Source organism: Cupriavidus necator (assembly GCF_013141915.1).
GTDB classification, from domain to species: domain Bacteria; phylum Pseudomonadota; class Gammaproteobacteria; order Burkholderiales; family Burkholderiaceae; genus Cupriavidus; species Cupriavidus necator_B.
On sequence record NZ_SROX01000026.1, the window covers coordinates 37,181 to 58,384 of the forward strand.

The 21,204-nt window shown below is 63.9% G+C and carries 24 protein-coding genes; 16 read left to right on the forward strand and 8 right to left on the reverse strand.

Going from position 1 to position 21,204, the window contains the following annotated elements:
- Positions 1-121: 121 nt before the first annotated feature.
- The 6 genes from E5S69_RS30205 to E5S69_RS30230 all read left to right on the forward strand — a co-directional run bounded on the left by E5S69_RS30205 (position 122) and on the right by E5S69_RS30230 (position 6,334).
- On the forward strand, positions 122-511 hold the full coding sequence (locus E5S69_RS30205) for a hypothetical protein (protein ID WP_115737161.1): 390 nt from the start codon (positions 122-124) through the stop codon (positions 509-511).
- Positions 512-581: 70 nt separating this feature from the next.
- Positions 582-2,144, forward strand: coding sequence for a hypothetical protein (locus tag E5S69_RS30210; protein WP_115737162.1), 1,563 nt, complete (start codon positions 582-584; stop codon positions 2,142-2,144).
- 268 nt (positions 2,145-2,412) lie between these two features.
- Positions 2,413-3,438 (forward strand): ATP-binding protein, encoded by a 1,026-nt coding sequence (locus E5S69_RS30215; protein WP_115737163.1) that lies wholly within the window; start codon positions 2,413-2,415, stop codon positions 3,436-3,438.
- 109 nt (positions 3,439-3,547) lie between these two features.
- Positions 3,548-4,465 carry a hypothetical protein gene (locus E5S69_RS30220; RefSeq protein WP_115737164.1) on the forward strand — a complete coding sequence of 306 codons (918 nt, stop codon included), beginning with the start codon at positions 3,548-3,550 and terminating at the stop codon, positions 4,463-4,465.
- Between the two features lie 7 nt (positions 4,466-4,472).
- On the forward strand, positions 4,473-5,636 hold the full coding sequence (locus E5S69_RS30225) for a DUF2201 family putative metallopeptidase (protein WP_115737165.1): 1,164 nt from the start codon (positions 4,473-4,475) through the stop codon (positions 5,634-5,636).
- A gap of 308 nt (positions 5,637-5,944) precedes the next feature.
- Positions 5,945-6,334, forward strand: coding sequence for a hypothetical protein (locus E5S69_RS30230; RefSeq protein ID WP_115737166.1), 390 nt, complete (start codon positions 5,945-5,947; stop codon positions 6,332-6,334).
- A gap of 103 nt (positions 6,335-6,437) precedes the next feature.
- Here E5S69_RS30230 and E5S69_RS30235 read toward each other — a convergent pair whose 3' ends face one another.
- From E5S69_RS30235 to E5S69_RS30245, 3 genes are read right to left on the reverse strand one after another with little or no spacing between them, the layout of a single operon-like run.
- Positions 6,438-6,848: a bactofilin family protein gene (locus E5S69_RS30235; RefSeq protein ID WP_115737167.1), complete on the reverse strand. Its 411-nt coding sequence runs from the start codon at positions 6,846-6,848 to the stop codon at positions 6,438-6,440.
- Between the two features lie 7 nt (positions 6,849-6,855).
- A complete protein-coding gene (locus tag E5S69_RS30240; protein ID WP_145987311.1) occupies positions 6,856-7,446 on the reverse strand; it encodes a hypothetical protein in 591 nt (196 codons plus the stop codon).
- 20 nt (positions 7,447-7,466) lie between these two features.
- Entirely contained in the window at positions 7,467-8,072 is a 606-nt protein-coding gene (locus E5S69_RS30245; protein WP_145987312.1) for a hypothetical protein, read from the reverse strand.
- A 711-nt stretch (positions 8,073-8,783) separates the two neighbouring features.
- Here E5S69_RS30245 and E5S69_RS33030 point away from each other — a divergent pair.
- The 9 genes from E5S69_RS33030 (at position 8,784) to E5S69_RS30285 (ending at position 17,588) form a co-directional block, all read left to right on the forward strand.
- A complete protein-coding gene (locus E5S69_RS33030) occupies positions 8,784-9,023 on the forward strand; it encodes a DUF7696 family protein (RefSeq protein WP_420890189.1) in 240 nt (79 codons plus the stop codon).
- The gene (locus E5S69_RS30250) at positions 8,972-10,267 is read left to right on the forward strand and encodes a hypothetical protein (RefSeq protein WP_115737170.1); all 1,296 of its coding nucleotides are present in this window, start codon (positions 8,972-8,974) and stop codon (positions 10,265-10,267) included. Before E5S69_RS33030 ends, E5S69_RS30250 begins: the two co-directional genes overlap by 52 nt.
- 105 nt (positions 10,268-10,372) lie before the next feature.
- The gene (locus tag E5S69_RS30255; protein ID WP_115737171.1) at positions 10,373-11,773 is read left to right on the forward strand and encodes a metallophosphoesterase family protein; all 1,401 of its coding nucleotides are present in this window, start codon (positions 10,373-10,375) and stop codon (positions 11,771-11,773) included.
- Between the two features lie 162 nt (positions 11,774-11,935).
- A complete protein-coding gene (locus E5S69_RS30260) occupies positions 11,936-12,451 on the forward strand; it encodes a hypothetical protein (RefSeq protein WP_115737172.1) in 516 nt (171 codons plus the stop codon).
- Positions 12,439-14,763: an AAA family ATPase gene (locus E5S69_RS30265; RefSeq protein ID WP_115737173.1), complete on the forward strand. Its 2,325-nt coding sequence runs from the start codon at positions 12,439-12,441 to the stop codon at positions 14,761-14,763. The genes E5S69_RS30260 and E5S69_RS30265 overlap by 13 nt, the downstream gene beginning before the upstream one ends.
- A 212-nt stretch (positions 14,764-14,975) precedes the next feature.
- On the forward strand, positions 14,976-15,206 hold the full coding sequence (locus tag E5S69_RS30270) for a hypothetical protein (protein WP_115737174.1): 231 nt from the start codon (positions 14,976-14,978) through the stop codon (positions 15,204-15,206).
- Between the two features lie 61 nt (positions 15,207-15,267).
- Entirely contained in the window at positions 15,268-15,567 is a 300-nt protein-coding gene (locus E5S69_RS30275) for a hypothetical protein (RefSeq protein ID WP_115737175.1), read from the forward strand.
- A complete protein-coding gene (locus tag E5S69_RS30280) occupies positions 15,551-15,751 on the forward strand; it encodes a cell division protein ZapA (protein ID WP_115737176.1) in 201 nt (66 codons plus the stop codon). The genes E5S69_RS30275 and E5S69_RS30280 overlap by 17 nt, the downstream gene beginning before the upstream one ends.
- A gap of 70 nt (positions 15,752-15,821) precedes the next feature.
- A complete protein-coding gene (locus E5S69_RS30285) occupies positions 15,822-17,588 on the forward strand; it encodes a phosphoadenosine phosphosulfate sulfotransferase (protein WP_115737177.1) in 1,767 nt (588 codons plus the stop codon).
- A 119-nt stretch (positions 17,589-17,707) separates the two neighbouring features.
- Here the strand turns inward: E5S69_RS30285 and E5S69_RS30290 are convergent, their stop codons facing one another.
- The 5 genes from E5S69_RS30290 to E5S69_RS30310 all read right to left on the reverse strand — a co-directional run bounded on the left by E5S69_RS30290 (position 17,708) and on the right by E5S69_RS30310 (position 20,626).
- Complete coding sequence (locus tag E5S69_RS30290; protein ID WP_115737178.1) at positions 17,708-17,956, reverse strand: hypothetical protein; 249 nt, start codon at positions 17,954-17,956, stop codon at positions 17,708-17,710.
- Positions 17,953-18,870: a tyrosine-type recombinase/integrase gene (locus tag E5S69_RS30295; RefSeq protein ID WP_115737179.1), complete on the reverse strand. Its 918-nt coding sequence runs from the start codon at positions 18,868-18,870 to the stop codon at positions 17,953-17,955. The genes E5S69_RS30290 and E5S69_RS30295 overlap by 4 nt, the downstream gene beginning before the upstream one ends.
- A gap of 90 nt (positions 18,871-18,960) precedes the next feature.
- Positions 18,961-19,293: a hypothetical protein gene (locus E5S69_RS30300; protein ID WP_115737180.1), complete on the reverse strand. Its 333-nt coding sequence runs from the start codon at positions 19,291-19,293 to the stop codon at positions 18,961-18,963.
- Positions 19,290-20,060: a DUF6884 domain-containing protein gene (locus E5S69_RS30305; RefSeq protein ID WP_232348057.1), complete on the reverse strand. Its 771-nt coding sequence runs from the start codon at positions 20,058-20,060 to the stop codon at positions 19,290-19,292. Before E5S69_RS30305 ends, E5S69_RS30300 begins: the two co-directional genes overlap by 4 nt.
- 272 nt (positions 20,061-20,332) lie before the next feature.
- Positions 20,333-20,626 (reverse strand): hypothetical protein, encoded by a 294-nt coding sequence (locus E5S69_RS30310; protein ID WP_145987313.1) that lies wholly within the window; start codon positions 20,624-20,626, stop codon positions 20,333-20,335.
- A 233-nt stretch (positions 20,627-20,859) separates the two neighbouring features.
- On the opposite strand from E5S69_RS30310, the gene E5S69_RS30315 reads away from it, so the two are divergent.
- Positions 20,860-21,102: a DUF2188 domain-containing protein gene (locus tag E5S69_RS30315; protein ID WP_115737183.1), complete on the forward strand. Its 243-nt coding sequence runs from the start codon at positions 20,860-20,862 to the stop codon at positions 21,100-21,102.
- Positions 21,103-21,204: the final 102 nt, after the last annotated feature.

Below are 21,204 nucleotides of genomic sequence, written 5' to 3' on the forward strand. Positions count from 1 at the left end.
CCTCAATCTCCTCAGCCGATCAGTCGGCTCACCGCGGAACGCACCCCAGGGGTGCGTTTTTCGCTTCCACACCCACACGGGCGTCGTCCCGTCGGGGCGGCTCCCTATCTCGGACCCCCCGATGGACTCAAACGTAATTGGCGCTGGCCTGGCCAGCTATCCCCCCGGCGTTCAGCTGCGCGTCGGGCTCTACGACTCGACCCTGCGCCCGGCTATTCAGTTGATCTGCGCAGACGATGGCATGCCGTATGCCTCGCTCAGCGTGAACTTGCCGGGCACGCCTTTGCTCGACGGTGAATTCTGCGTCGCTGCCGACTGGAACCTCCCGGCGGATCTCAAAGCGGCGCTGTTGGCCACTGGCAAGTTCGCGGACACGGGCCGCCTGTCGACGGACCTACCCGAAGGCGGGGCGATCTGGCGCATCGATTGCCCCGAACTGCTGTCGCAGCTCGCAGGAGCTCGGGTCGTCGAACGCCGCAGGCCTGCGCATCGCATTGCCGCCTTGGTGTAGCACCACGGCGCATCTTCCAACCCTCTCGGGGCACGCCCCGAGGGGGCGTGTTCCGTTTCCGGAGCACATCATGTACGTAATTTCGATAGGATCGGCCCGATCCGAAATGCGCACGACGCTCGCCGGCGTGCTGGAATACCTGAACCAGGACCGACGCGGCGTGGCCGCACCGCGGCCCGACGACGTTACCGTACGGCACGTCGAGCGCGGGGATATCGCCGTGCATCTTCTGAAGTCCGGTCGGATCGCGGTGCGCCCGCGCGGCACGGCCCGGTCGATCCTGACCCAAGTCCTCGATGAGGTAGAGCGGTACCTCGTCCGGTTGGACGGCAAGGTCCTGCGCCCGCATGAGATGACCCGCGCCTCCTGGGGCGCGGTCGTTGCGGCAAGCCGGCTCGCCTTCTTCCCCGAGGAAGCCATCGATATGGCCGCTGCCGAGGCAGGCCCGCTGCTGCATACCCGGGATCTGTTTGAGGCCCAAGGGCCTTTCGACATCGCAGCGTTCGTCGACGGGGAATTCCGTCGACGTTTCGGCTACGGTCGGCAGGGACCCGCGTATGCACCAGGCGCGAGCCCAAACTCGCGCCATGAACTGCATGTGGCCTATGCCCTGTTGCGCGGCGAGAAAGTCCGGGAATGCGTGCTGAGCGCCTACCGCGACGACCTGGAGATCGGCAAGCACGATCTCCCCTGGTTGCGGCCGCTGATCGAGGTGCCCGCGCTGCGTGGCGCGCTATCGCCCGCGCAGTTGCAGGGCCTCTGCCATGTCATGCGGCACGAGCATCTGCCAATCACGGCAGGCAACGTAGGGAAGCTGCTCGCGATCGTACGACGGCTGCCCGCGGATTGCCGAGACGTGGAGGTCGACGATGCCTTGTTCGGAGCCGGCATTCTGCAGCCGCGGACCGCGCCGGTGCTCAAGGCTGCGCAAGGACCAGCCGCTACCCCTGTGTCCCCGCTGGCGCAGCGTATCCACTCGCTCGCGACGCAACGGCGCTTCAACGCCACGATGGAGCGAGCCAAAGCCCAGCGCGAAGCCTTGGAAATCAGCCAGCGGCACTTCGATGATCTTGCGCGGCGTGCGGTCGCCGAGCGCACTTGCGCCGGCTACGACTGGGCCAACAAGGTCGCGCTGGCGGTCCTGCAGCGAGACGTTGCGGCGGTCCTGGAGATCTTCGACAGCCCCAAGGACTGGAACACCGAGACCAAGCGCGCCTTGCGTGACGAGACCGGTGTCGATCTGCTGCAGTGCACTGCAGCGCAGCGCCGCCGGCGGATCTTCGAGTTGTGCGGGTTCTCGCCCGCAGAGCAGGAGCGCTGGGAGCGAGAAGCGGCCGCAGCGAAGGCTGACCGCGCTGCCACGCGGGAGATTGAGGACGCCCGCAAGCGTGCTGAGGCCTCCAGCTGGAGGCTGGAGAGCGGCAAGGTGCTGAACGGACGCGAGTACGTCGACTTTTGCATCGCCGAGGGCTTCTCGGAGATCATCGACACGCCACGCGGCCGCGCGCGCGCCTATCGCATTTGCCATCCGCGACGCGGCATGTCGCGCCCGCTGCGCGCCAAGGACGGAACGCTGACCTACGCCCGGGCACGACTCGCCCAGGCGGCCGTCCCGGCTGCCATCGCGGCTTGATGGAGATCCCCTGGCCCTTCGGGGCCGGGGCGCTTCTTTGAATCACGTGTATTTTTCCCGAGCTTTCGTCCCTATCGCAAGAGGGCCGCAGCGGTAGCCTGTCACCATCTAAGCGGTGTTTGCACTGGTCCGAATCAGTCCAAACACTGTTTTACCCGCGTCGCTGACGCATCGACCCCAACGCCGGCATGCCGGCCATCTCTTGAACCTTCCCACAGGGACCGCTCCCTGTGGGGACGGCCTGTGGGATTTCCTCCTGAGGAATCCCATGGAACTGAACCCCTCCCAACTGAAGAAACTGCTCGCTGCTTGCATTCCGGCCATGCTGCCGGTCCTCGTGACCGGCGCACCCGGCATCGGCAAGAGCGACATCGTCGCCGGAGCCGCTGCGGACGCTGGTTACGAGCTGCTCATCTCGCATCCGGTGGTCGAAGACCCAACCGACTCGAAAGGCTTGCCCTTTCCATCTGCCGACGGTGCGAATGCGCGCTTCCTGCCTTTCGGCGATCTGGAACGCGCGCTCAGCGCGCGCCGCCCCTTGGTCTGGTTCATCGACGACCTGGGCCAGGCGACACCCGCAGTCCAGGCCGCCAAGATGCAGCTGCTGCTCGCCCGCAAGATCGGCGAGCACGTGCTGCCGCCGCATGTCACCTTCGTTGCTGCGACCAATCGGCGGATCGACAACGCCGGCGTCTCCAACATTCTTGATCCGCTGAAGTCACGCTTTGCGACCATCGTAGAGCTGACCACGTCGATCGAGGACTGGACGCGCTGGGCCGTTGCGACGAACCAGCCGCCGGAGCTGATTGCCTTCCTGCGCTTCCGCCCGGACCTGCTGTTGTCCGCGAATCGCACCCGCGAGATCGAGAACCTGCCAAGCCCGCGTTCCTGGGGAATGGTAGGCAAGCTGTCGAAGGTCGTGCCCTCCGACCTGGAGCACGTCGCCTTCGCTGGCGCGGTTGGGCAGGGCGCTGCGACGGAATTCGTCGCATTCAAGCGCCTCTTCCAACAGATGCCTTCCCCCGACGGCGTCCTCGCAGCACCGTCCTCGGCACCGATTCCGACCGACGTCGCTGTGCAATACGGAATCGCCACGGCGCTGGCGCGCCTGGCCAATACCAACAACTTCGATCGCGTGATGGTCTACGCGAATCGACTGCATGAGGCGGGGCTCGGTGAGTTTGCCGTGCTGTTGGTGCGAGACGCCGTCGAACGCGACGCGTCAATTGCCAGTACCCCAGCGTTCATCGTGGCGCAGGGCGGCCCCATCGGCGCCCACATCCGTGGCCAGTAGGCCGCCTGTCCCGCATCACCACATCTGCCGGCCGGCTTCGGGTTTTCACCCGAGCCGGCCATTTTCATTTTTGCCGCATTCGCGCGGCGATTCCTTCCAAGGATCCATCATGAACATTACCAACCTGACGTCCCGCGTCATGCTTGCCACGCTCAACATCTCGGTCTGGCGCGCGCGCCGCTTCGACACCCGTGCCACGCAGGAAGTCGAGGCCAAGCACGAAGCCAAGGACATTGGCCGTTTCAACAAGCGGCTGCTGACCGACGGCGCGACGTCGTACAAGGAGGTGTGCGCCATCGGCAACCGCGCCCGGGCGCTCTTCGATAGCCACTCGCTGGACTATGACCAGCTCGGCGTGCGTTTGCTTCCCACGGCTGTCTACATGGACGTCGCGGAGAAGCTGCGTGCCATGCGCGATCAGTTCGAAGTGGCGACGGCGCAGTTCCTGGCCGACTATCCGCGGCTGAAGGACGAGGCCCGTGTCGCACTCAATGGGCTCTTTGACGAGGCGGATTATCCGACCGAGGCAGAGCTGCGCCGGAAGTTCGGTGTGCGCTTTTCCGTGCTGCCGTTCCCCGATGCCAGCCAGTTCGGCATCGACCTGCCGCCCGACGTCCTGCACGGCATCCGCGAAGAGATGGACGCCAAGGTCTTGGGTGCGGTGAAGACCGCGAACAACGACCTGGTCGGCCGTCTTTACGAAGCGGTGCAGCACTTCGCCAATCGTCTCTATGGCGAGGGCAACGTGCGGCTTGACGTCGCCGACAAGGTGCGTGAACTCAGCGCGCTGTTGCCGCGGCTGAACTTCTCCGATGATCCGGTCCTGACGGAGATCCTCGCCAAGACCCAGGAGCAGCTTGCCTGCTATACCGGGGCGCAGCTCAAGGACGACCCGCTGCTTCGCCTGAACGTGGCCGAGCGCGCGATGGAGATCGAGGCGCAGATGGCTGCATTCATGGGTGGGCCGCCGCCGACGCTGACGCGCGAAGCGGGCGACATGCCGATGCTGCAGTTGCTTGCCGCGTGAGGTCGCCATGCATGATCGAATCGTGAAGCAGCGCGCAGCGCTGGTGCTGTCGCAGCCGTTCTTCGGCGCGCTGGCCCTGCGGTTGGCCATCGTCGAAGACACGAGCTGCGAGTCGATGTGGGTTGACGGCGTGAGCCTGGGCTACAACCCGGCGTATGTCGACAAGCTCGATGACCTCGAGCTTCGCGGCGTCCTGGCCCATGAGGTGCTGCACGTGGCCAACGGTCACTGCTGGCGCATGGGGGCACGGGATCAGCGTCGTTGGAACGAGGCCTGCGACTATGCGGTCAATCCGCTGGTGCTCAATGCGCAGTTCAAGCTGCCGCAAGGGGTCCTGCTCGATGGCCGCTACCTGGGCAAGTCGGCGGAGGAGATCTACGCGTTGCTACGACAGGAGGAATCGTCGCAGCAGCCGCAGCAATCTGCCGGCGGCGCAGCAGGCTCAGCGCCGCATCCGTCGGACGGGGAGCCGTCTCCGCCGGAGTCGAACGGGTGTGGCGAAGTGCGCCAGTACACCGGCGCCGACAAGCCGGCCGTCGAGAGCGAATGGCGGGTTGCCGTCAGTCAGGCCGCGAAAGCGGCCAAGATGCGCGGCGGTTTGCCTGGCGATCTCGAACACCTGGTGGAAGCCGCACAGCGGCCTTCTGTCGACTGGCGGGCTGTGCTGCATCGCTTCGCCGCTGAAGCAGCGCACGCCGACTACAGCTGGAAGGTACCCAACCGCCGCTATGCGCATCTGGGTCTCTACCTGCCGTCTTTGCATTCCGAGGCGGTGGGGGACGCGGTGTTCGTGCGCGACTCCAGCGGTTCGGTCTTTGACGAGACGCAGCGACAGTTTGCCGCGGAGATTATTGCGGTGCACCAGCAGCTGCAGCCGGCCCGGCTCATCGTGATCGACTGCGATACCCGAGTCACCCAGGTCCAGACGTTTGAGCGGGACGAGGTAGTTGATCTTGCTCCGTTGAAAGGTGGCGGTGGCACCAGCTTCAAGGCGCCCTTCGCATGGCTTGAGAGCGAAGGCATTGCACCAGCGTTCCTTGTCTACCTGACGGACCTCGACGGCGGATTCCCGCCCGCGGCGCCGGCATATCCCGTCCTGTGGGGCTCAGTCACGCCCTTGGATCGCATCGCCGCACCGCCGTTTGGCGAGTGTGTCGAAGTGATCACGTGAGCGGGACCTGGTACGCCTATGCGGTTTTCTCCTGACAGCTAAGTCGTTCCTTTCGCTGTCACTTCTCTATAACCAGCCTCAAGCGACCCATGGAAGTGCCGATGGTAGGTACTGAAGTGGTGGTCGTAGCAGGCTCAAGCCCCGGCGTGCCCGGGGCTTTTTCTTTTTGGATTCCCATGTCGGCAAACATTGCTAAATCCGAAACAATAATTCGGAACTTTTTCCTGGAGGAAACGGGCGACCGCCGGCCAGACCGCTGCCGAAGGGCTAGCACGTGTTGCCGGCATGGGGCTCCAGAGGAGCGAGCTTTGGAACCCCAACTCCTTTTGATGAACGTCGACAACCTGCCACGGCAGGGAATCGCGAAGCGTGTGGACCAGTGGTTTTCTGATGTCCGCAACGAAAATATGCAGTCTTTTGATGACTGGCTTGCGGTTGTGGCGTCGCCCGCGCCATCCGCTGCGCCTGGCATGCGATTGTCGCAAGGTAATGTCGAATTTGAGCTGCGGCATGGCCAACGATACTTGATCGAAGATACCGTGCGCGGAGTCAGGCAATTTCGTTGCATCATCGATGGCCGAGTTCCACTCGTTGCTTTCATTGATGAGCGCGGCTACCGCGGAGCGTGGATTACCGTGATCAATCTCTTCACCATCGAAGAGATGGTGAGCATGCGAGAGCTGCCAGACCAGCCATAGAAAAGGGCCCGACGCTATCCAGCGGCGGGCCCTTTTTTTCTTCTGTTTAACCAAAAAGACGATGCTTATATGTTGGCTTTCCGGATATACACCCTGAGCATGCTCAAGCTGACACCGTGACGTCGGCTTCCGTTCTCGGGGTGACGGCTTCTTCGATTGTCGGCGCGGGACTGTCGCCGAAGGTGAGGGCCGGAATCCGCGCGATCGTGCCCTCCAGGGCTGCGGAGCTCCCAAGCCGGATGGTGCCAGCATAGGCAATCCGGCCCTTCACGCGGCCGTTGATATGGAGCGAAATTCGAGCGGCAACATCCCCCTCTACGGTGCCATCGATGAGCACATGGTCACCTTCCACGGTTCCCCGGACCAACCCTTCGGCACCGATATGGACGAGGCCACGGGAAGAGCGCAGATCGCCGTCGACCAGGCCAAAGCAACTGACGCCGTGATCGGAGGAAACGTGTCCGTGGATGCTTAGACCAGCCTGGATCAAGCTGAAGTTTCGAGGGGCATTCATGACGGGATCAGAACAGTTTGATTTCGTTGCCGCGGCTGGCCGCCGGTGCCGGCGGATGGATTGGGGCGGGAGTGGTTGGCGCCTGGCGTGTGGCTGTCGAGACGGAGGCCGGCTGCCTTGGCGTTTGCGCCTTTGGCGGTTGAGACTTGGCAACGTTCTGCGGCGCAGCCGCTGTGGGCGTGCTTGCCGATGCGCCGGAGCTGGCGACAGGGGCTGCGGACGGTGCTGGCGTACCCGATGCCGCTGGCGGCTGCGACACGGATGGCTGTGACGCAGGCCATTCATGGCCGTTTTCGACGGACCGCGAGCCGGCGGCTTCCGGCTGTGCGGCTACAGCTTTCTCGGGTGGCTTGCGCGCGTCGCTGGATGCGAGCCAGCGCCCTCCGCCGAACGCCAGAACGGCAACGGCCAGGATCCCGAGGCATTGCCAGTGGATCGGCTTGATGTGCGCCACGATCGCCGCGTTACGATCGGGAGGTAGCTGGCTTGCGGCCGGTGCAGCTGCATCAAGACTGGCTTTTCCAGAGGCGTCCATCTCAATAGTCACGGGAGTGGCCGCGTACTGCGCGTGCAGGCGCTCAATTTCCTTAATGTCCATATCGGTCTCTGGAGCGGTTTTCAGGCCTGTTCTATCAGCTGGCCGTCTGGGGCGAACCGATCGTTGTCAGGGATGCAAAGGTGATGGATTGCACGAATGTGCTTGGCCGCGCCGACGATTGCGTCGTCCTTCTCCGTATCCGAAATGGATTGCGCGATGTATGCGCCGAGCGTGCGATGGAAGAGCCTGTCGTGCTGGTTCAGAAGTCGTATGAGCCGGCCTGACAAAGAGTGCGTCACGACGATCTGCCGATGGTCGAACTTCAAGCTGAGATGGCGCCGGGGCTTGGATTCGATCCACTGCAGTCTCGCATCCATCCATTCCTGTGCCAGCCGGAAGGCTTCGTCAAGCGCAATGATCTTGCCTTTGCTGGCCACCGAGAACTTGGAAGTGATGTAGTTGTAGTCGCTACGTAAGAAGTTACGCACGAAGTCAGTGCAATACGACACCTCAGTACCGCTGTCCGTTTGCGGGACAATTTTTGCAACGCGTCCCTCGCTGAGCATGCGCCGAATAGGCTTCGGGCCAGCGTTGGCATCCGAGCTGTCTGGGGGCGCGTCCAGGGATGAAACTGGCGGTATGGGACGCGAATCGCCATCGGGGAGCGGACGGAAAAGTTCGGCCATGTCATGTTGTGGAATCTCTCTCACATGGAATTGTGAGATACATTGCACCGGGCATGCTCGGAGAAAGCGGTGCCAAATTCGCGAGCTTTCTGCCATTTGCGCGGCTAGCGATGTGCCACAATTCATTCACACCTCGCGTCACTGACGCATCGACCCTGACTCCCCGAGAGTCCATCTTCTGCTTCAAGTCGTGCACCTTGCGCACGCGCCGACCGGTTGGCTACCGGTGTGGATATTCCTTGTGATAAGTGTTTTCGCCGAGCACTTCCCTCATCAGCTCGTAATACGCGTCTTTGGCTGTGCCTCTTCATGAGTGCACGCCGGACACCGTTCGAGCCTGGGACCATGTGGCGTCTCTCTCCAGGCCCCTCCTAGGCAGAACGGCTGACGTCGAGCCGATCCGTGAACCTGCGGCCGAACCTGTGGGTTCGCGAAATGGGTTGTTGTGCAGCGTGATCATGCTGCACGAGGACGACTTTACGTCCTCCGCATGAGCGGCGCGCTTTGTGCGCGGCTCCCTGAGTGCCACGCCCCCGGAAGGGGCGTGGCATCCAGGTCTCTCTAGCAAAGCTCGCTTTCCGGCGTACCCGGGACGCGGGCTTTTGTTGTTTGTGAGAGACCGTTTCGGGAGAAGCTGCCATGCATCAGGATTCCGAGATTTGCGCCGTGATCGCGGCAACGCTGGAACGCCGACGTCCGTTGTACAAGGATATGCCGGCAGCCTGGCGCAACCTCTGTGAGGCGGCACACGTCGCCACTCTTCCGGAAGCCGCGCGAGCGGCCTTCCTCAACACCGTAACGACCCAGCGCGGGGCAGACACAGCCTTGCGCCTTCGGGAGCATGCTGCGTCCATCCGGGCGAGCGTCGTTCGCTTTCTCTCTGAAAGGAGATTGAACGTATGCATGCACCCATCACCTACGGTGGCTTCGACGGACCCAGAAGCCTGCTAGAAGAGCGGCCGATGCGCCCGCCGATCATCGGCAAGATCCGCCCGGGGATCAAAGTCCTGACCCGCAAGGCTCGGGACAATCCCGAAGCCGTGCGGATCCACGACGCCATGGTGGCGCAGGGCCACTCCTACGAAGCCATCGGCCTGGAAATCGAGCGCAGAACCCAGTTGCGCAATGCGCTGGTGCCGAAGAACGTGCCGTGGTTCACCTGCCGCGGGTCGGACTTCACCAACCCAGCGGTGGCCGAAGAGATCGTGCAGCGCTACGGCGAAGACCGCGGCGACGGCAATGGCCACAAGCTGTGGCGCTTTCCCGTGGTCTTTGCCTTCGACGACTGGCTGCGCAACATGCCCAACGAGCTGGTGACCTACACCGCCAGCGGCAAGCAGTACTTCTCCGAGTACGGTCCTGACGGTTTGCGCTACTGCAAGACGTATGCGCCGGTCCAGCGCGATGCGCGCGCCAGCCGAGCGAAACGCGTGTGGGGCGGCCGCCCGATCATTCTGCGGCAGGATGACGCCATCCCCGACGGACGGTGCGACCCGCACAGCTGCCCGCAGTACCAGCAGGGCGTTTGCAACCTCTCCGCGGCGTTCTATTTTGCGGTTCCTTCGACCCGGGGGCTCGGTTTGATCCAGATGCCGACCACCTCCATTTACGTGCTCCAGAAGGCCCACGCCGCGATGCAGACGGTTGCGCTGGCGCGCGGCCGCCTGGTCGGCGTCCAGTTCTTCGTGAGCAAGCAGGAGGTCGAGATCAGCCGTATCGATCCCGAATCCGGCAAGCCGGTGCGGCAGATGCAATGGCTCATCACGCTCGACGCCGATCTTGACCTGGCCGGGCTTCTCGACGGGTCGGATCGGCCGCGGCTGTCGCATGTCGAAGCCGCGCAGCAGGCGGTCGCGGCGCTCGAAAGCGCGCCCGAGGTTCCGCCGGATCAGTCGGCCGGTGCCCCTCCGCTGGACAACGAGGAGCCAAGCCTGCCGTTGGAGCAACGTGCCGACACCTCGGCTACCGCGGACCTGGCCGCAGCGTTCAACGAGCTGGCCGCGCGGCTGGGCTTCGACAACGAGCCGGATCGCAAGGATCTTCGCGCCTTTCTGCAGGAGAGCTTCGGCGTCGGCTGGACCAAGCGGCCCGCCGCGGTCCGGCAGGTCGTTCACGATATGCGTGTTGCGCTGGAGAACAACCCGGTTGCCTATCGCGAACAGGTCAAAGCCATCGCGGCAGAGATTGCCCCCTGAGCCGGACTTCCCGACTGGCTCACTTCATGGACGCCCTTGTGGCGTCCTTTTTCTTTTCCACGCGCCAGCGCTTGCGCGGGCGCAACCCATTTTCAAGGAGGTAGCATGCTCAACGAAGGCGATTGCCTGCGTCTGGGACACTTCTCAGATCTGCATTACTCGCCCGGCCATCTGGCCGAGGCGGACCGCTGCTTCGGCTTTGCGGTCGACGACGCGATTGCATCGCGCTGTCATGTGGGGGTGGTGTCGGGAGATTCCACCGATCACCGCCTGGACGCGCACACGCCGGCCTTGTCGGCGTTGGCGCGCCGCATCCATCTGCTTTCGGCTCACATGCCCGTTTTGATGCTCCAAGGCACGTTCAGCCATGAACCGCAGGGCACGCTGGATCTGTTCCGCCTGATCGGGGCGCAGTATCCGGTCTACGTGGCAGACCGCATCCATCAGGTAGCGCTTTGCAACGGGCAGTTCGTACCGTCGGATGGGCCGGTCTTTTCCGGCGCTGAGATTGACGCGATCCTGGCGCAGCGTGGCATGCCCACCGTTGTGTTCACCTGCGTGCCAACCGTCAACAAGGCGGTTCTCGCGGCCGCTGTGGGCGTCGTCCATGCAGCGACGGCGGTTGGCGACTATCTGGCCAACTACCTGGCCGCCGCCGGCGCCGTCAATCGGCAGTGGCGCTCGCAAGGTGTGCCAACGGTCGGTGTGTCGCATGGCACGGTCAATGGCTGCCAGACTGAGCATGGCGTGCCGATGGCTGGCTTTGACCATGAGTTCACCATCGGCGCGCTCTTCGACGCGGAATGCGACGGGTTCATGCTCGGTCATATTCACCGTGCCCAGCAATGGGAACGGGAGGGCAGGATAGTGGCCTATCCGGGCTCCATCGGGCGATTCCACTACGGCGAGATCGGCGAGAAGGGATATTTGCAATGGCAAGTGGCCGCCGGCCGCGCCAGTGCGTCGTTGGTGGCCACGCCGGCGCGCGAGACGGTGTGCGTGGACTTTGACGGCCCGCCGGACATGACGAAGCTGGCCGAGGTCGCTGCACAAGCGGCTGACAAGTTCGTGCGGGTGCGTTGGACCGTCAACGAAGAGCACCGTCAGCTGGTCGACCGCGATGCCATCCAGGCACTCTTCGCCCGCAGCGCTGAGCTCAAGATCGAGGCACGGGTTCTGCCGGCAGTGCGCAGCCGTGCTGAAGGCATCAGCCGTGCCGCGAGCCTGCCGGAAAAGCTGGCCCGGTGGGGTGAGCTGACTGGCGTGGACACGGGCCCGTTGTCGGACCGCCTGGCGATGCTGGAGACGCTCGATGCGCAATCGATCGCCGATGCGGTGCTGGCGCAGCTACGTGCTGTGCCGGCCGAGGCAACACAAGGTATCCATGAGGCCCCTATCGTTGTCGAAAGCAGTTCGGCTGATTCGCGAATCACCCAGACCCCTTCGCCGGAGCAATCCAGCATGGACTGGCTGACCGATGACCTGTTTGCGGAGCAATCCGCCTAACCCCTAGAGCATGCGCAAGCCATGTTCCGACAGCCGCAAGGGCTGTCGAAACCCGGTTTCACCCGCGTCTTTGACGCATCGACCCAGCAGTATCCATTTTCTTCTTACCCTGGCGGGTGCTTCCCGTCAGGGGCGCGCTCCGCCCATACATTGGAGTGCAAGATGATCCTTTACCACGCCGGCCCTTCGTGGGTCCATGTCGCCGAGTCTGCCCTGACGCGCGCCGAACTGGCGAAGCGCCTATGTGATCAACACGGCTTCACGCCGTGCATGTTGTACGAACCCTTCGGGCGCGATCGCGGAGCGGTGATCGCCAAACGCGGGCATATGCTGGTGATGACGATCGGCGCCGAGGGTGGTAACACCTGGTTCTCCGTCGCACCGTCCAAGGAGCTGCAAGACCTGATCTGGTCGTTCTCGAACGGCTTTGCCGGGCAGTGGAGCGCCCTGGAGCTGAAGGCCATTGCCGGTCTGGATGACTGGAAGGCGTTGCTCGAGATGGCCGCAAGCCAGTTCTCTGCCGCGGTGCGCTCTGTCGAGCGCGCCATGGCTGGCCACCCGGAGGAGGACGTGCCGGATGTGCCTGAGCTGACCGTATTCGAGGGCGAACCGATGGAGGTGCCGGCTGATTACCTTCATTCCTTCACCGGAGCGGAGGTTGTCGAATGCGCCCACTGAAACTGACCCTCGCAGGTTTTCACGGCATCCGCGATGGCATGCATCGGGAAAGCGTGACGGTGGATCTGACCGATCTGCCAGGCGGCCTGATTGCGATTGTTGGCCCGAATGGCGCCGGCAAGACGACGATCATGGACAATCTGCATCCCTATCCCATCATGCCAAGCCACGCCAGCAAGATGTCGGCCGATGCATTCTCGTACTGGGACCACCTTTGCGCCCCGCGCGCCGAGAAGGACCTGGAGTGGGAGCACGGTGGCAAGGTGTATCGATCAGCGTTCGCATTTCGCAACCCGGGCAAGAGCCGCAAGGCGGAGTACTACTTGTTCGAGAAGGATGCCGCCGGCGCCTGGAATCCCGTACAGCTGCCCGACGGCACCGTGTCCGATGGCAAGGCCGACACCTACGGCCGATGCCTCGACGCGGTGCTTGGCTCCGCCGAAGCCTTTTTTACCAGCGTCTTTTCCGCCCAGAACCGTCGCCCCTTGGCCAGCTACCAGCCGACCGAGATCAAGCGGCTGCTGGCGGAATTGCTTGGCATCGACCACCTGCGCGAGTTGTCGGCGAAGGCTGGCGATGTGGCGAAGGCATTGAGCCGGTCGCTCGATACGCTGCAGCGGGAATTGCTTGTGCTGTCGGGCAAGCGTGACACCGCGGTGGCGATGACTGGTGAGATTCGCGAGATTGACCAGGCGCTCGAATCGGCGCGAGTCCTGCGCGCGGAGCAGTTGAGCCGCGGCAGCAAGCTGGAGCAGGAGCGTGCGACGCTCGCGGCCAAGCAGGCGGCCTCAGCCGGTACCGAGGCCCGATTGCGTGAGTTGCATCAGCGCAAGCGGGAGTTAGGGGCACGTGGTCAGCAGCTGGCTGCGGATGAGCGTGCGGCAGCCGCCAAGGCAGCGATGCGCCGCCGGGAACTTGAACAGGCCGCGGCCGCCCACCAGGCGACCGTTGCCAAATCCGAGGCGATTACCGAAGCGGCTGCACAACGCGACGCTGTCCAGATGGCCCTTGGCCAGCGGCAAGCGCAACTTGCCGACAGGCAGCGAGAACTTGCCGAGGTGGAGGCCGTGGCAACGCGGCACGCGACACTGGCAGCAGAGCTTCGCGAGATGGAACAGCGGGGCTCGGTGGCAGCGCAGCTGGCCCGCACGCTCAAGGCCCAGACCGACGTGATGGACACGGTGCCTTGCACCGGGCATTCGATGCACAGCCAATGCCCGTTGCTAGCCCAGGCCCGCGAGGCAAAGGGACAGTATGCGGAACAGGCTGTCGTCGTAACGAAGCTGCGCACCAGCTACAGGGAGAAGCAGGAAGCCCTGAAGCCCATGGAAGTGAGCGTACAGCGTTTGCCCGCGGCTCGGGAGGCGGTGGCGGTCCTGCAGCGCGATATCACGCGGGACAACCAGGAACTGCAGCGTTTGACCGCTCTGGCGGCTCAGCGACCATTGCTCGACACTGCCGCGGCCGCGCTCAAGAGCGCTCGCAGCGACATGGCTGTGCTGGCGAAGGAGGAGACTGAACGGAACAGCCGGCACGCCCGGGACGTCCAAGACGTTGAATCTCAACTGGGCGCGGTGCAGCGGGAGGTGGATGCGCTGGCCATCACGGACGTGACGGCATTGATTGCGGACCTGGATCGCAGTATTGTGGGGGTGCGTGAGGCGGTAAGTGCAGCCGACGGCAGGATCGAAACGCTGATCCGCCGACAAAGCGCGCTGGCCACCGATCGTGACCGCATCGAACGCGAGCTCGCCGGTCTGCCCGCTCTTGAAGCGCAGGTTCAGCGCCTGTCCGACGAGATCGCGCAGTGGAAGCTGCTCGGCAAGGGCCTTGGCAACGACGGCTTGATCGCGTTGTCGATCGACGACGCGGGACCAGTCATTACCGGCATCGTCAATGATCTGCTGCTCGCCTGCTATGGGCCGCGATTCACCATCGCGATCCAGACCCAGACGACACTTGCCAGTGGCGAAGCTCGGGAGAGCTTTTCCATCGCTGTGCTGGATGCTGAAAACGATAGCTCGAAGGAATTCAGCGTAATCAGTGGGGGCCAGAAGGTGTGGATTAACGAATGCCTCACGCGCGGCATTGCACTCTACCGGGCGCAGCACGCGCAGCATGCCTTCCAGACGCTGTTCACCGACGAGGCGGACGGGCCGTTGGATCCGGAGCGCAAGCGTGCCTTCATGAAGATGAAGCGCGAGGTGCTGCGGGTCGGCGGCTATGAGCGGGAATTTTTCATCTCCCAGACGCCGGAGCTCGTTGACGACGCCGACGGCGTCATCGATGTCGTGGCCCTGGCCGCGCAGTAGTTGCACACACGCCTAAGCCTTGCCCACGCCCGCTTCCCCGAAAGGGGAGCGGGCATTTTTCTTTTGAACCAACAGAAATTGGGCGCTAGAATGGCCGTGCTTACCGCGTCTTCGACGCATCGACCTTGCTGGCCTTGCCAGCACAGCTTTCTCTTTTACCCATAGGGGCCTTGTCCCTATGGGCAAGGCTTCCGTCTCACAGGAGTCTTGCCATGGTGATTCAGTCTCGCACGTCTGCCGGTGCGGTTCTCGCGATCGTTGCCGTGTTGTTCGTCGCGCTCTTCTTTGTTGTTACTGCTCCGGATGCAGGTCTGCTGCGGCTTCAGCTTTTCGGCTGTGGTCTGGCGATTGCGCTGATCGGTATGCTGTGGTTCGCGTCGCGTGTGCGCAAGCTTCGCAGGACCCGCAGCGTGATGAAGCTGGTCCGTCCGGCCTGGCTCTGAGCGGTACCGCCCCATTCATCGCCCTCTTCGGAGGGCATTTCTTTTTTTGGTTCCGTAGACGATGGAAAAGATCATGATCCCGGCGGCCGAAGCTGCCAAGCTGCTACCACGCGGCAAGAAGGTGCACACGTTCATCCGCGTGATGGCCTGGATGGGCGCTGATGTCGCGCGCGAGAAGGTGTTGGCTGCCTTCGAGACCGCAAAGGAGGTGGAAGTCTCGCAAGACGCCGCCTGTTTGCAGCACCAGCTTGCCGTCATGATGGACGGCGTGCGAACGTACATCGACACCAACCAGAAGGCCCTGCACAAGCGGTGCCCGCAACTGGGTGCAGCCGGGAGGGCGAATGGACTTGATCGTTAGCATTTCGCTGCACGCGCCGGAATTCCGCGGCGCCGGTGGTCCCGCCGAGGCGGCACGCCGGCTTCGTCAAATCGCCGACGAGCTCGAGACCAATGTCGCGGACTTTGCGACGTGCCCGGAAGGGCAGCGCATTGCCGGATCGCAGGACGACTGCAGCCGCGTGGCGTATCTCGTCGATCTCTGAGCCGGACTTTCTACCAACCCATGGGGGCACAGCCCCCGTTGGGGCCGTGTCCCATTCCCGAAGGGACACGATGCAAACAATTTCACTTTTTCCCGCCGGCGCGCTCGATTCCATCGAGGACCGGGCGGACGAAGCCATCCAGGCCATCCGGCGACTGCTCGAGGCTGGTCATCCGCTGGTGATCGCATACAGCGGCGGCAAGGACAGCAGCATGGTTGCAGCGCTCGCGCTGCATGCCGCTGTCGAGCACCGCGCCGCCGGCGGCAAGCCGTTGGTGGTGGTCACCACCGGCGATACGCTGGTGGAATCGCCAGAGGTGGCAGAGCACTACCGCAATGAACTGGGCCGGATGCGCAAATTCGGTGCCCGGCATGGCGTTCGCATCATCACCCGCATTGTCGAACCGGCGATGGCCGCCACTTTCCAGGTGAAGGTGTTGTCCGGCCGGGCCTTGCCGAGCTTCCCCGGAACCCATGGCGACTGCAGCAGCGACCTGAAGATCCTCCCGCAACGCGCGTTCCGGCGAAGCCTCTTTCGCTCCCTGGTTGAGGAAGGCTTCGCGGAGCCGGTAACGCTGCTTGGGACCCGGTATGGGGAAAGTACCCGCCGCAACCTGGCCATGCGGCAGCGTGGCGAGTCGGCGATTCAGCCGGCGCGCAATCAGGACGGAGACCTGGTGCTGAGCCCGGTCTGTCACTGGCAGGACGACGATATCTGGGAAGGCATCGCACTGTATGGAAGCGGAGGACGTCCCAGCTACTCGGATTTCGAGGACATGCGGCGCATCTACGCCCACGCCGTTGGAACGTCCTGCGCCGTTGTGGCCGACGCGATCCTCGAGGGCGCTGGTTCGCGGCGGCAAGGTAAATGCGGCGCGCGCCTCGGGTGCCACGTCTGCCAGATGGCCGAGGACAAGAGCCTGGCCAACATGGTCGAGTACGACGCGCGCTACGCCTATGCGGCAGGCCTTCAGCGGCTCAATCGGTTCATTCGCCATACCCGGTTCGACTGGAAGCGGCGGCACTGGGTAGGGCGCACGATTCGCGGCGGCTTCATCAAGATCCAACCCGATACCTACCACCCCGCCATGCTGCGCGAGCTGGTCCGGTACATGTTGCAGCTGGACTATGACGAGCAGTGCCGCGCTGAACGGGCAGGAGAGCGTCCGAAGTTCGAGCTGCTGCCGCTTGACCTGCTGATCGCGGTCGACGCGCTGCAGTCCCTCAATGGGCTCGCCAGACCCTTCGCGGTCTGGGCGGACTGGCGCGACATTCGTCTGCGGGGCCTCCGGTACGACATTCCCGAGGTGCCTCAGGTGCCGCAGACCGCCGTGCCGGCGGCGCGCTTCCTGCATGTGGGGAAGGAATGGGACGATACCGCGGCGCCGGCGGAATGGTCGGGCCTGCGAGATCCTTACCTGGAGAGCTTCACGGCCGACGCCGCCTGCGGTCCTGCCCTGCAGGCGACAACCAATGGTCGCGTGGTCTGGGCCTTGCCCACTGCCCAACAGTTCTCCGTCGACGCGGAGGCGGCGTTGCTGATTGCCGAGTTCGAGCTTGATCGGCTGCTGGACGTCCATGACGCCGGCATCGCGCCGGGCCAGGTCACTGCAGGCTACCGCTGGTATGCTCAGTATGGGTGTCTCACGCTGTCACATTCGCAGAGGGCCGAGCATGACGAGATCGCCCGCCGCACCGCGTACAAGGATCGACTGAGCCTCACGCTGGAATACGACGTCGACGCACTATGCGCGCGCGCCGTGCCCTTCGAAAGCCTGCCGCCCGAAGGCCGGATGGCCTGGCAGCAGGCCGCCACACCGCAACCGTCGCTGTTCTGATGTGTTGCATACAAAAAAGCCCCGAAGTCTCACGATTTCGGGGCTTTTTTTGTTTCGCGTTCTGCTGCGCACCGGCGAAGAATAGCAAAAGCGGCCACGCATGCAAGCGGATTTTTGCCTCAACCCGTCTTCGAACGCGCGGCGCGGCGGATGCGCGCAGCCGCGGCCCGCGGGCTGTCTGCCACCTGGCTCCAATCGTGATGCCACCAGGAGATGACGGCTGACGCCGACGCGGCATCCTTGGCGCTCACGACCATATTGACCTCGTCGGCGACGGCTGCCCACCACGCCTCGCCTTCGTGGTCGCTTGCTCTGGGGTCGATCGCGCGTCGATAGATGGCTTTGGCAGTTTCCAGCGGGATGATCATGATTGGTCTCCGTCTTCTGATTCGATGGTAGCCGCGATGCGGTCGCAAGTTCGCTGGCTGGCCAGCCCCAGCATGCGGCTGACGGTCTCCCGGGACAGGCCCGCGAGCAGCTGGCGCCGGCAGAAGGTGTTGCGCAGCGTGCGTGGGCTCGGCTCTGCGCCAGTGAATCCGATAGCTTCCAGCGCAGCGGCCACAATCCGGCCAAAGCTCATATCGGTGATGGGGCGGCCTTCCGGCGAAAGCGTGAAGAGCAGGTCGCACTCGATGGGCTGCGTCGCGCGCCGTGCCATCCAGGCGCGCAGCAGCGGCACTGCGAACTCCGCCAATTGCACGGTGCGGGCATCCCGCGGCCCATGGGCCGGCACGAAGAGGTACGGCGGACTCGCGTCGAGCTGAAGATCGACCACCCGCGTTGCCCGGGCCTCTGACGCCGTGATGCCGGTCGCGAGGAAGATGGCGACGATCGCGCGCGAGCGCAGGCTCGCCAGGTTATCGGCAGGCGTCTGCAGGAAGGCCTGCAGGCGCGCATCCTGGGCGGCGTCCAGATACTGTGGCGTCGGCTCCTGATCGGGCCATCGCTCCGCGGCAAGCAGCGCGGCTGCGGGATTGTCGTGCCTGACACCGGAAAAGACCAGATGCCGGCACAGGCGATCCAACAGCTTGACGTATCGCACCCGCGTGGCCTGGGAGTAGGAACGCGCATCGGGGCGATGCCAGAACGCGTCGATATCGTCGGACCCGAAAGAGGGGATGCTGGCGCCGCGCGCCAGCAGGTGCCGGCGGAAGTGCTCGAACATCGCCTGATGCTGGACGATCGAGCGGGCAGAGAAGGGGCGACGATCCGCGCCAGCGGCTTCCCGGGCTTGCCAGTCGCTGTAGGCTAGGGTGGGATTCGTGAGCCAGAGGGAGTCCATTGGTTCCATGCCCGCTGTTATATACTGAAATTAGCTTCGCCCACACCCCTGCCGCCTCGCCGAGGCGGATATAACCTGCAGGGAAGGGGGTCAGCACCGTATCCGGCCATAGCGGTCGCGTCGTTCCGCGACCCTTGCGCGCGTCCGGGCGTACCGCGGATAGCTGCCGTCGAGCATGTCGGCAATCCGCTGCAAGGCGTCGTCTCTGGAGAAGCAGCAGGCGCAAAGGCATTCGTACGCGCAAAAGCGCAATATCTCTTGCAGCAATTCGTGCCGCCGCTCTGGCGGAAAATTCAGGTTGCCGACCTTCGCCCAGGCGCGGAAGCCGGCGTAGGTGAGGGCGAGCAGCTGCGCCGGCTTGTCATGGCTTACCTGGCTTAGTTCGTTGGCCAGGCCCTGCAGTTGGCGATCAAAGTCTGTCATGCCGGCATCTCCGTCAGATAAGGCCGCAGATTGCTCACGGCAACCCAGCGCGGGCAGGCCTTTGTGCGGCCACCAATGACTTCTTCGACGACGACGTCGGCTGTGGGCCCGCTCGGCCCGTCAAAGAGCGTCAGGACCTGGGCCTTGCGGGCGGGCAGATGCGGTGTTGCCCGGTAAGCCACGCTGACGGTGGTGCCCGCTTCGATCCAGCCGTACCGGCGATAGAGTGGGGTGCCATTGGGATGCTGGCCGATCCGATCGCAAAGCGCTGGTGCCAGGCCGTCGAGGAAGGCGCCGAGCTGGGAGCGCTGCGTGCCGATGCCGCCGCTGGTTTCCTCAAGCGCCGGCAGTGCTGCGCCATACCGGCGGGCCAGGGCGGCGTGCATGACGCGGCGATACTCTCGGCCGCCGGCGAGCATGACGCGGCTGACTCGGCTGGGCCAGGCCTCCGGGCGCAGGTAGCGCTGCAGGTCGCTCAACATCTGCTCGGCACGCTGGGGCGTCATGCGTTGATCGTAGGGCGCGATCTCGGTGTGCGCTGCCAGAAAACCGTGGCGGGCGGACAGGATCAAAACGGTCGGCGCCTCATCGCCGCGAACATGAGCCCGGTACGATTGGTACATGACGCCGCGGTACAGGTCCAGCGCAGGCGCCGGCCGGTCAAGCTTCGTGCCTGAGCACGCAAGGAGGAGCAGGGCAGTCGCGGCCGCGCCATTACCGGTAAGCGGTACCGGCGGAAACAGCGGCATCTGTGTGTTGACTTGCATCGTTGAACGCTATGAAGTCAAGGCAGGCGCGCGAAGGCATGGCGTTGCGCTGCGCCTTCGGCAATTGGCAGCGCGGAGGGTTGGTTGGAGAGAATCGCCGCCGCGACCGCGACGGACACGAGTACAAGCTTCAGCATGGCGCACTTCCTTCGATCTGGAGGTATCACCAGCATGAACCAGCGGCGAGAAAGTCAAGCTGCTGGCTCCGCCGTCAAACATCACGGCCGATGAGGCTTTTTCCCGATGGGGATGTAACTGGCGGCATTTTTTCTTTAGGCCGGATCCGATTCCGCGCCCTGGCGCCCGATGACTTCCAGTGGCTGCCATTGGCCGCCGACGATGGCAACCCGCGGCAGGTCGCCGCGGGCGATGCACGCTCGCACGGCGGCTAGAAGATCAGGGTGCCCGCCATCGCTTTCCGCGCGGCTGATTGCGGACGGCGCGATGCTGTAGCGCCCGCCACAGGCCGGACACTCGTAGAGATAGCCTTCGCCGCCCGGCAGCGCCCAACGCTCCGCCGGCATGTGGCATACAGCACAGTCCATTGCTTCAACGATCCGCTGCATATGATCCTCCAAGGGGCCGGCCACGGGCAGTACGCCGGGTACCGTTGCGGTAGCGCCGTTTCCTGCATTATCACCAACAGCGCCAACTAACCCTTTACTGGCCATTCCCTTTCAATTCCCAAGCCACCGAATGAAGCGATACTCGCTCGGGCACCACGCCCGAAACATCAAGGAGTGATACGATTTCAGCACGGGGGGTCGCAAGATCGCCAGCGACGTCGTTGGAGCTATTGATGCCAGCAACGAGCATTAGCGTGGTGCGCGCCGAACATGGCTGGGCACTCGACATAGACGGCACGCCAGAGCCGCGTCAGTTGTTCCCTACGCTTGAAGCCGCCATCAGCGCGGGCTGGGCTCGCGCTCGGCGCGAAAACATCGAGTTGCACGTCCAGCCGCTAACCCGCGGCGTGCGACTGCGCGAAGAAAGCGCTAAGCCGGCCGACTTCGAATGTGATCTAATGTCCAGGCAAAGTTGAAATGTCCGGGCGCCAGCAAAGTTGAAATCTATGGTCAGCCCGATCTTTGCAAGGTTGAGGTCGATGATCTGTGGCTTGCCTAAATCTATCCGGAGTCTGCTT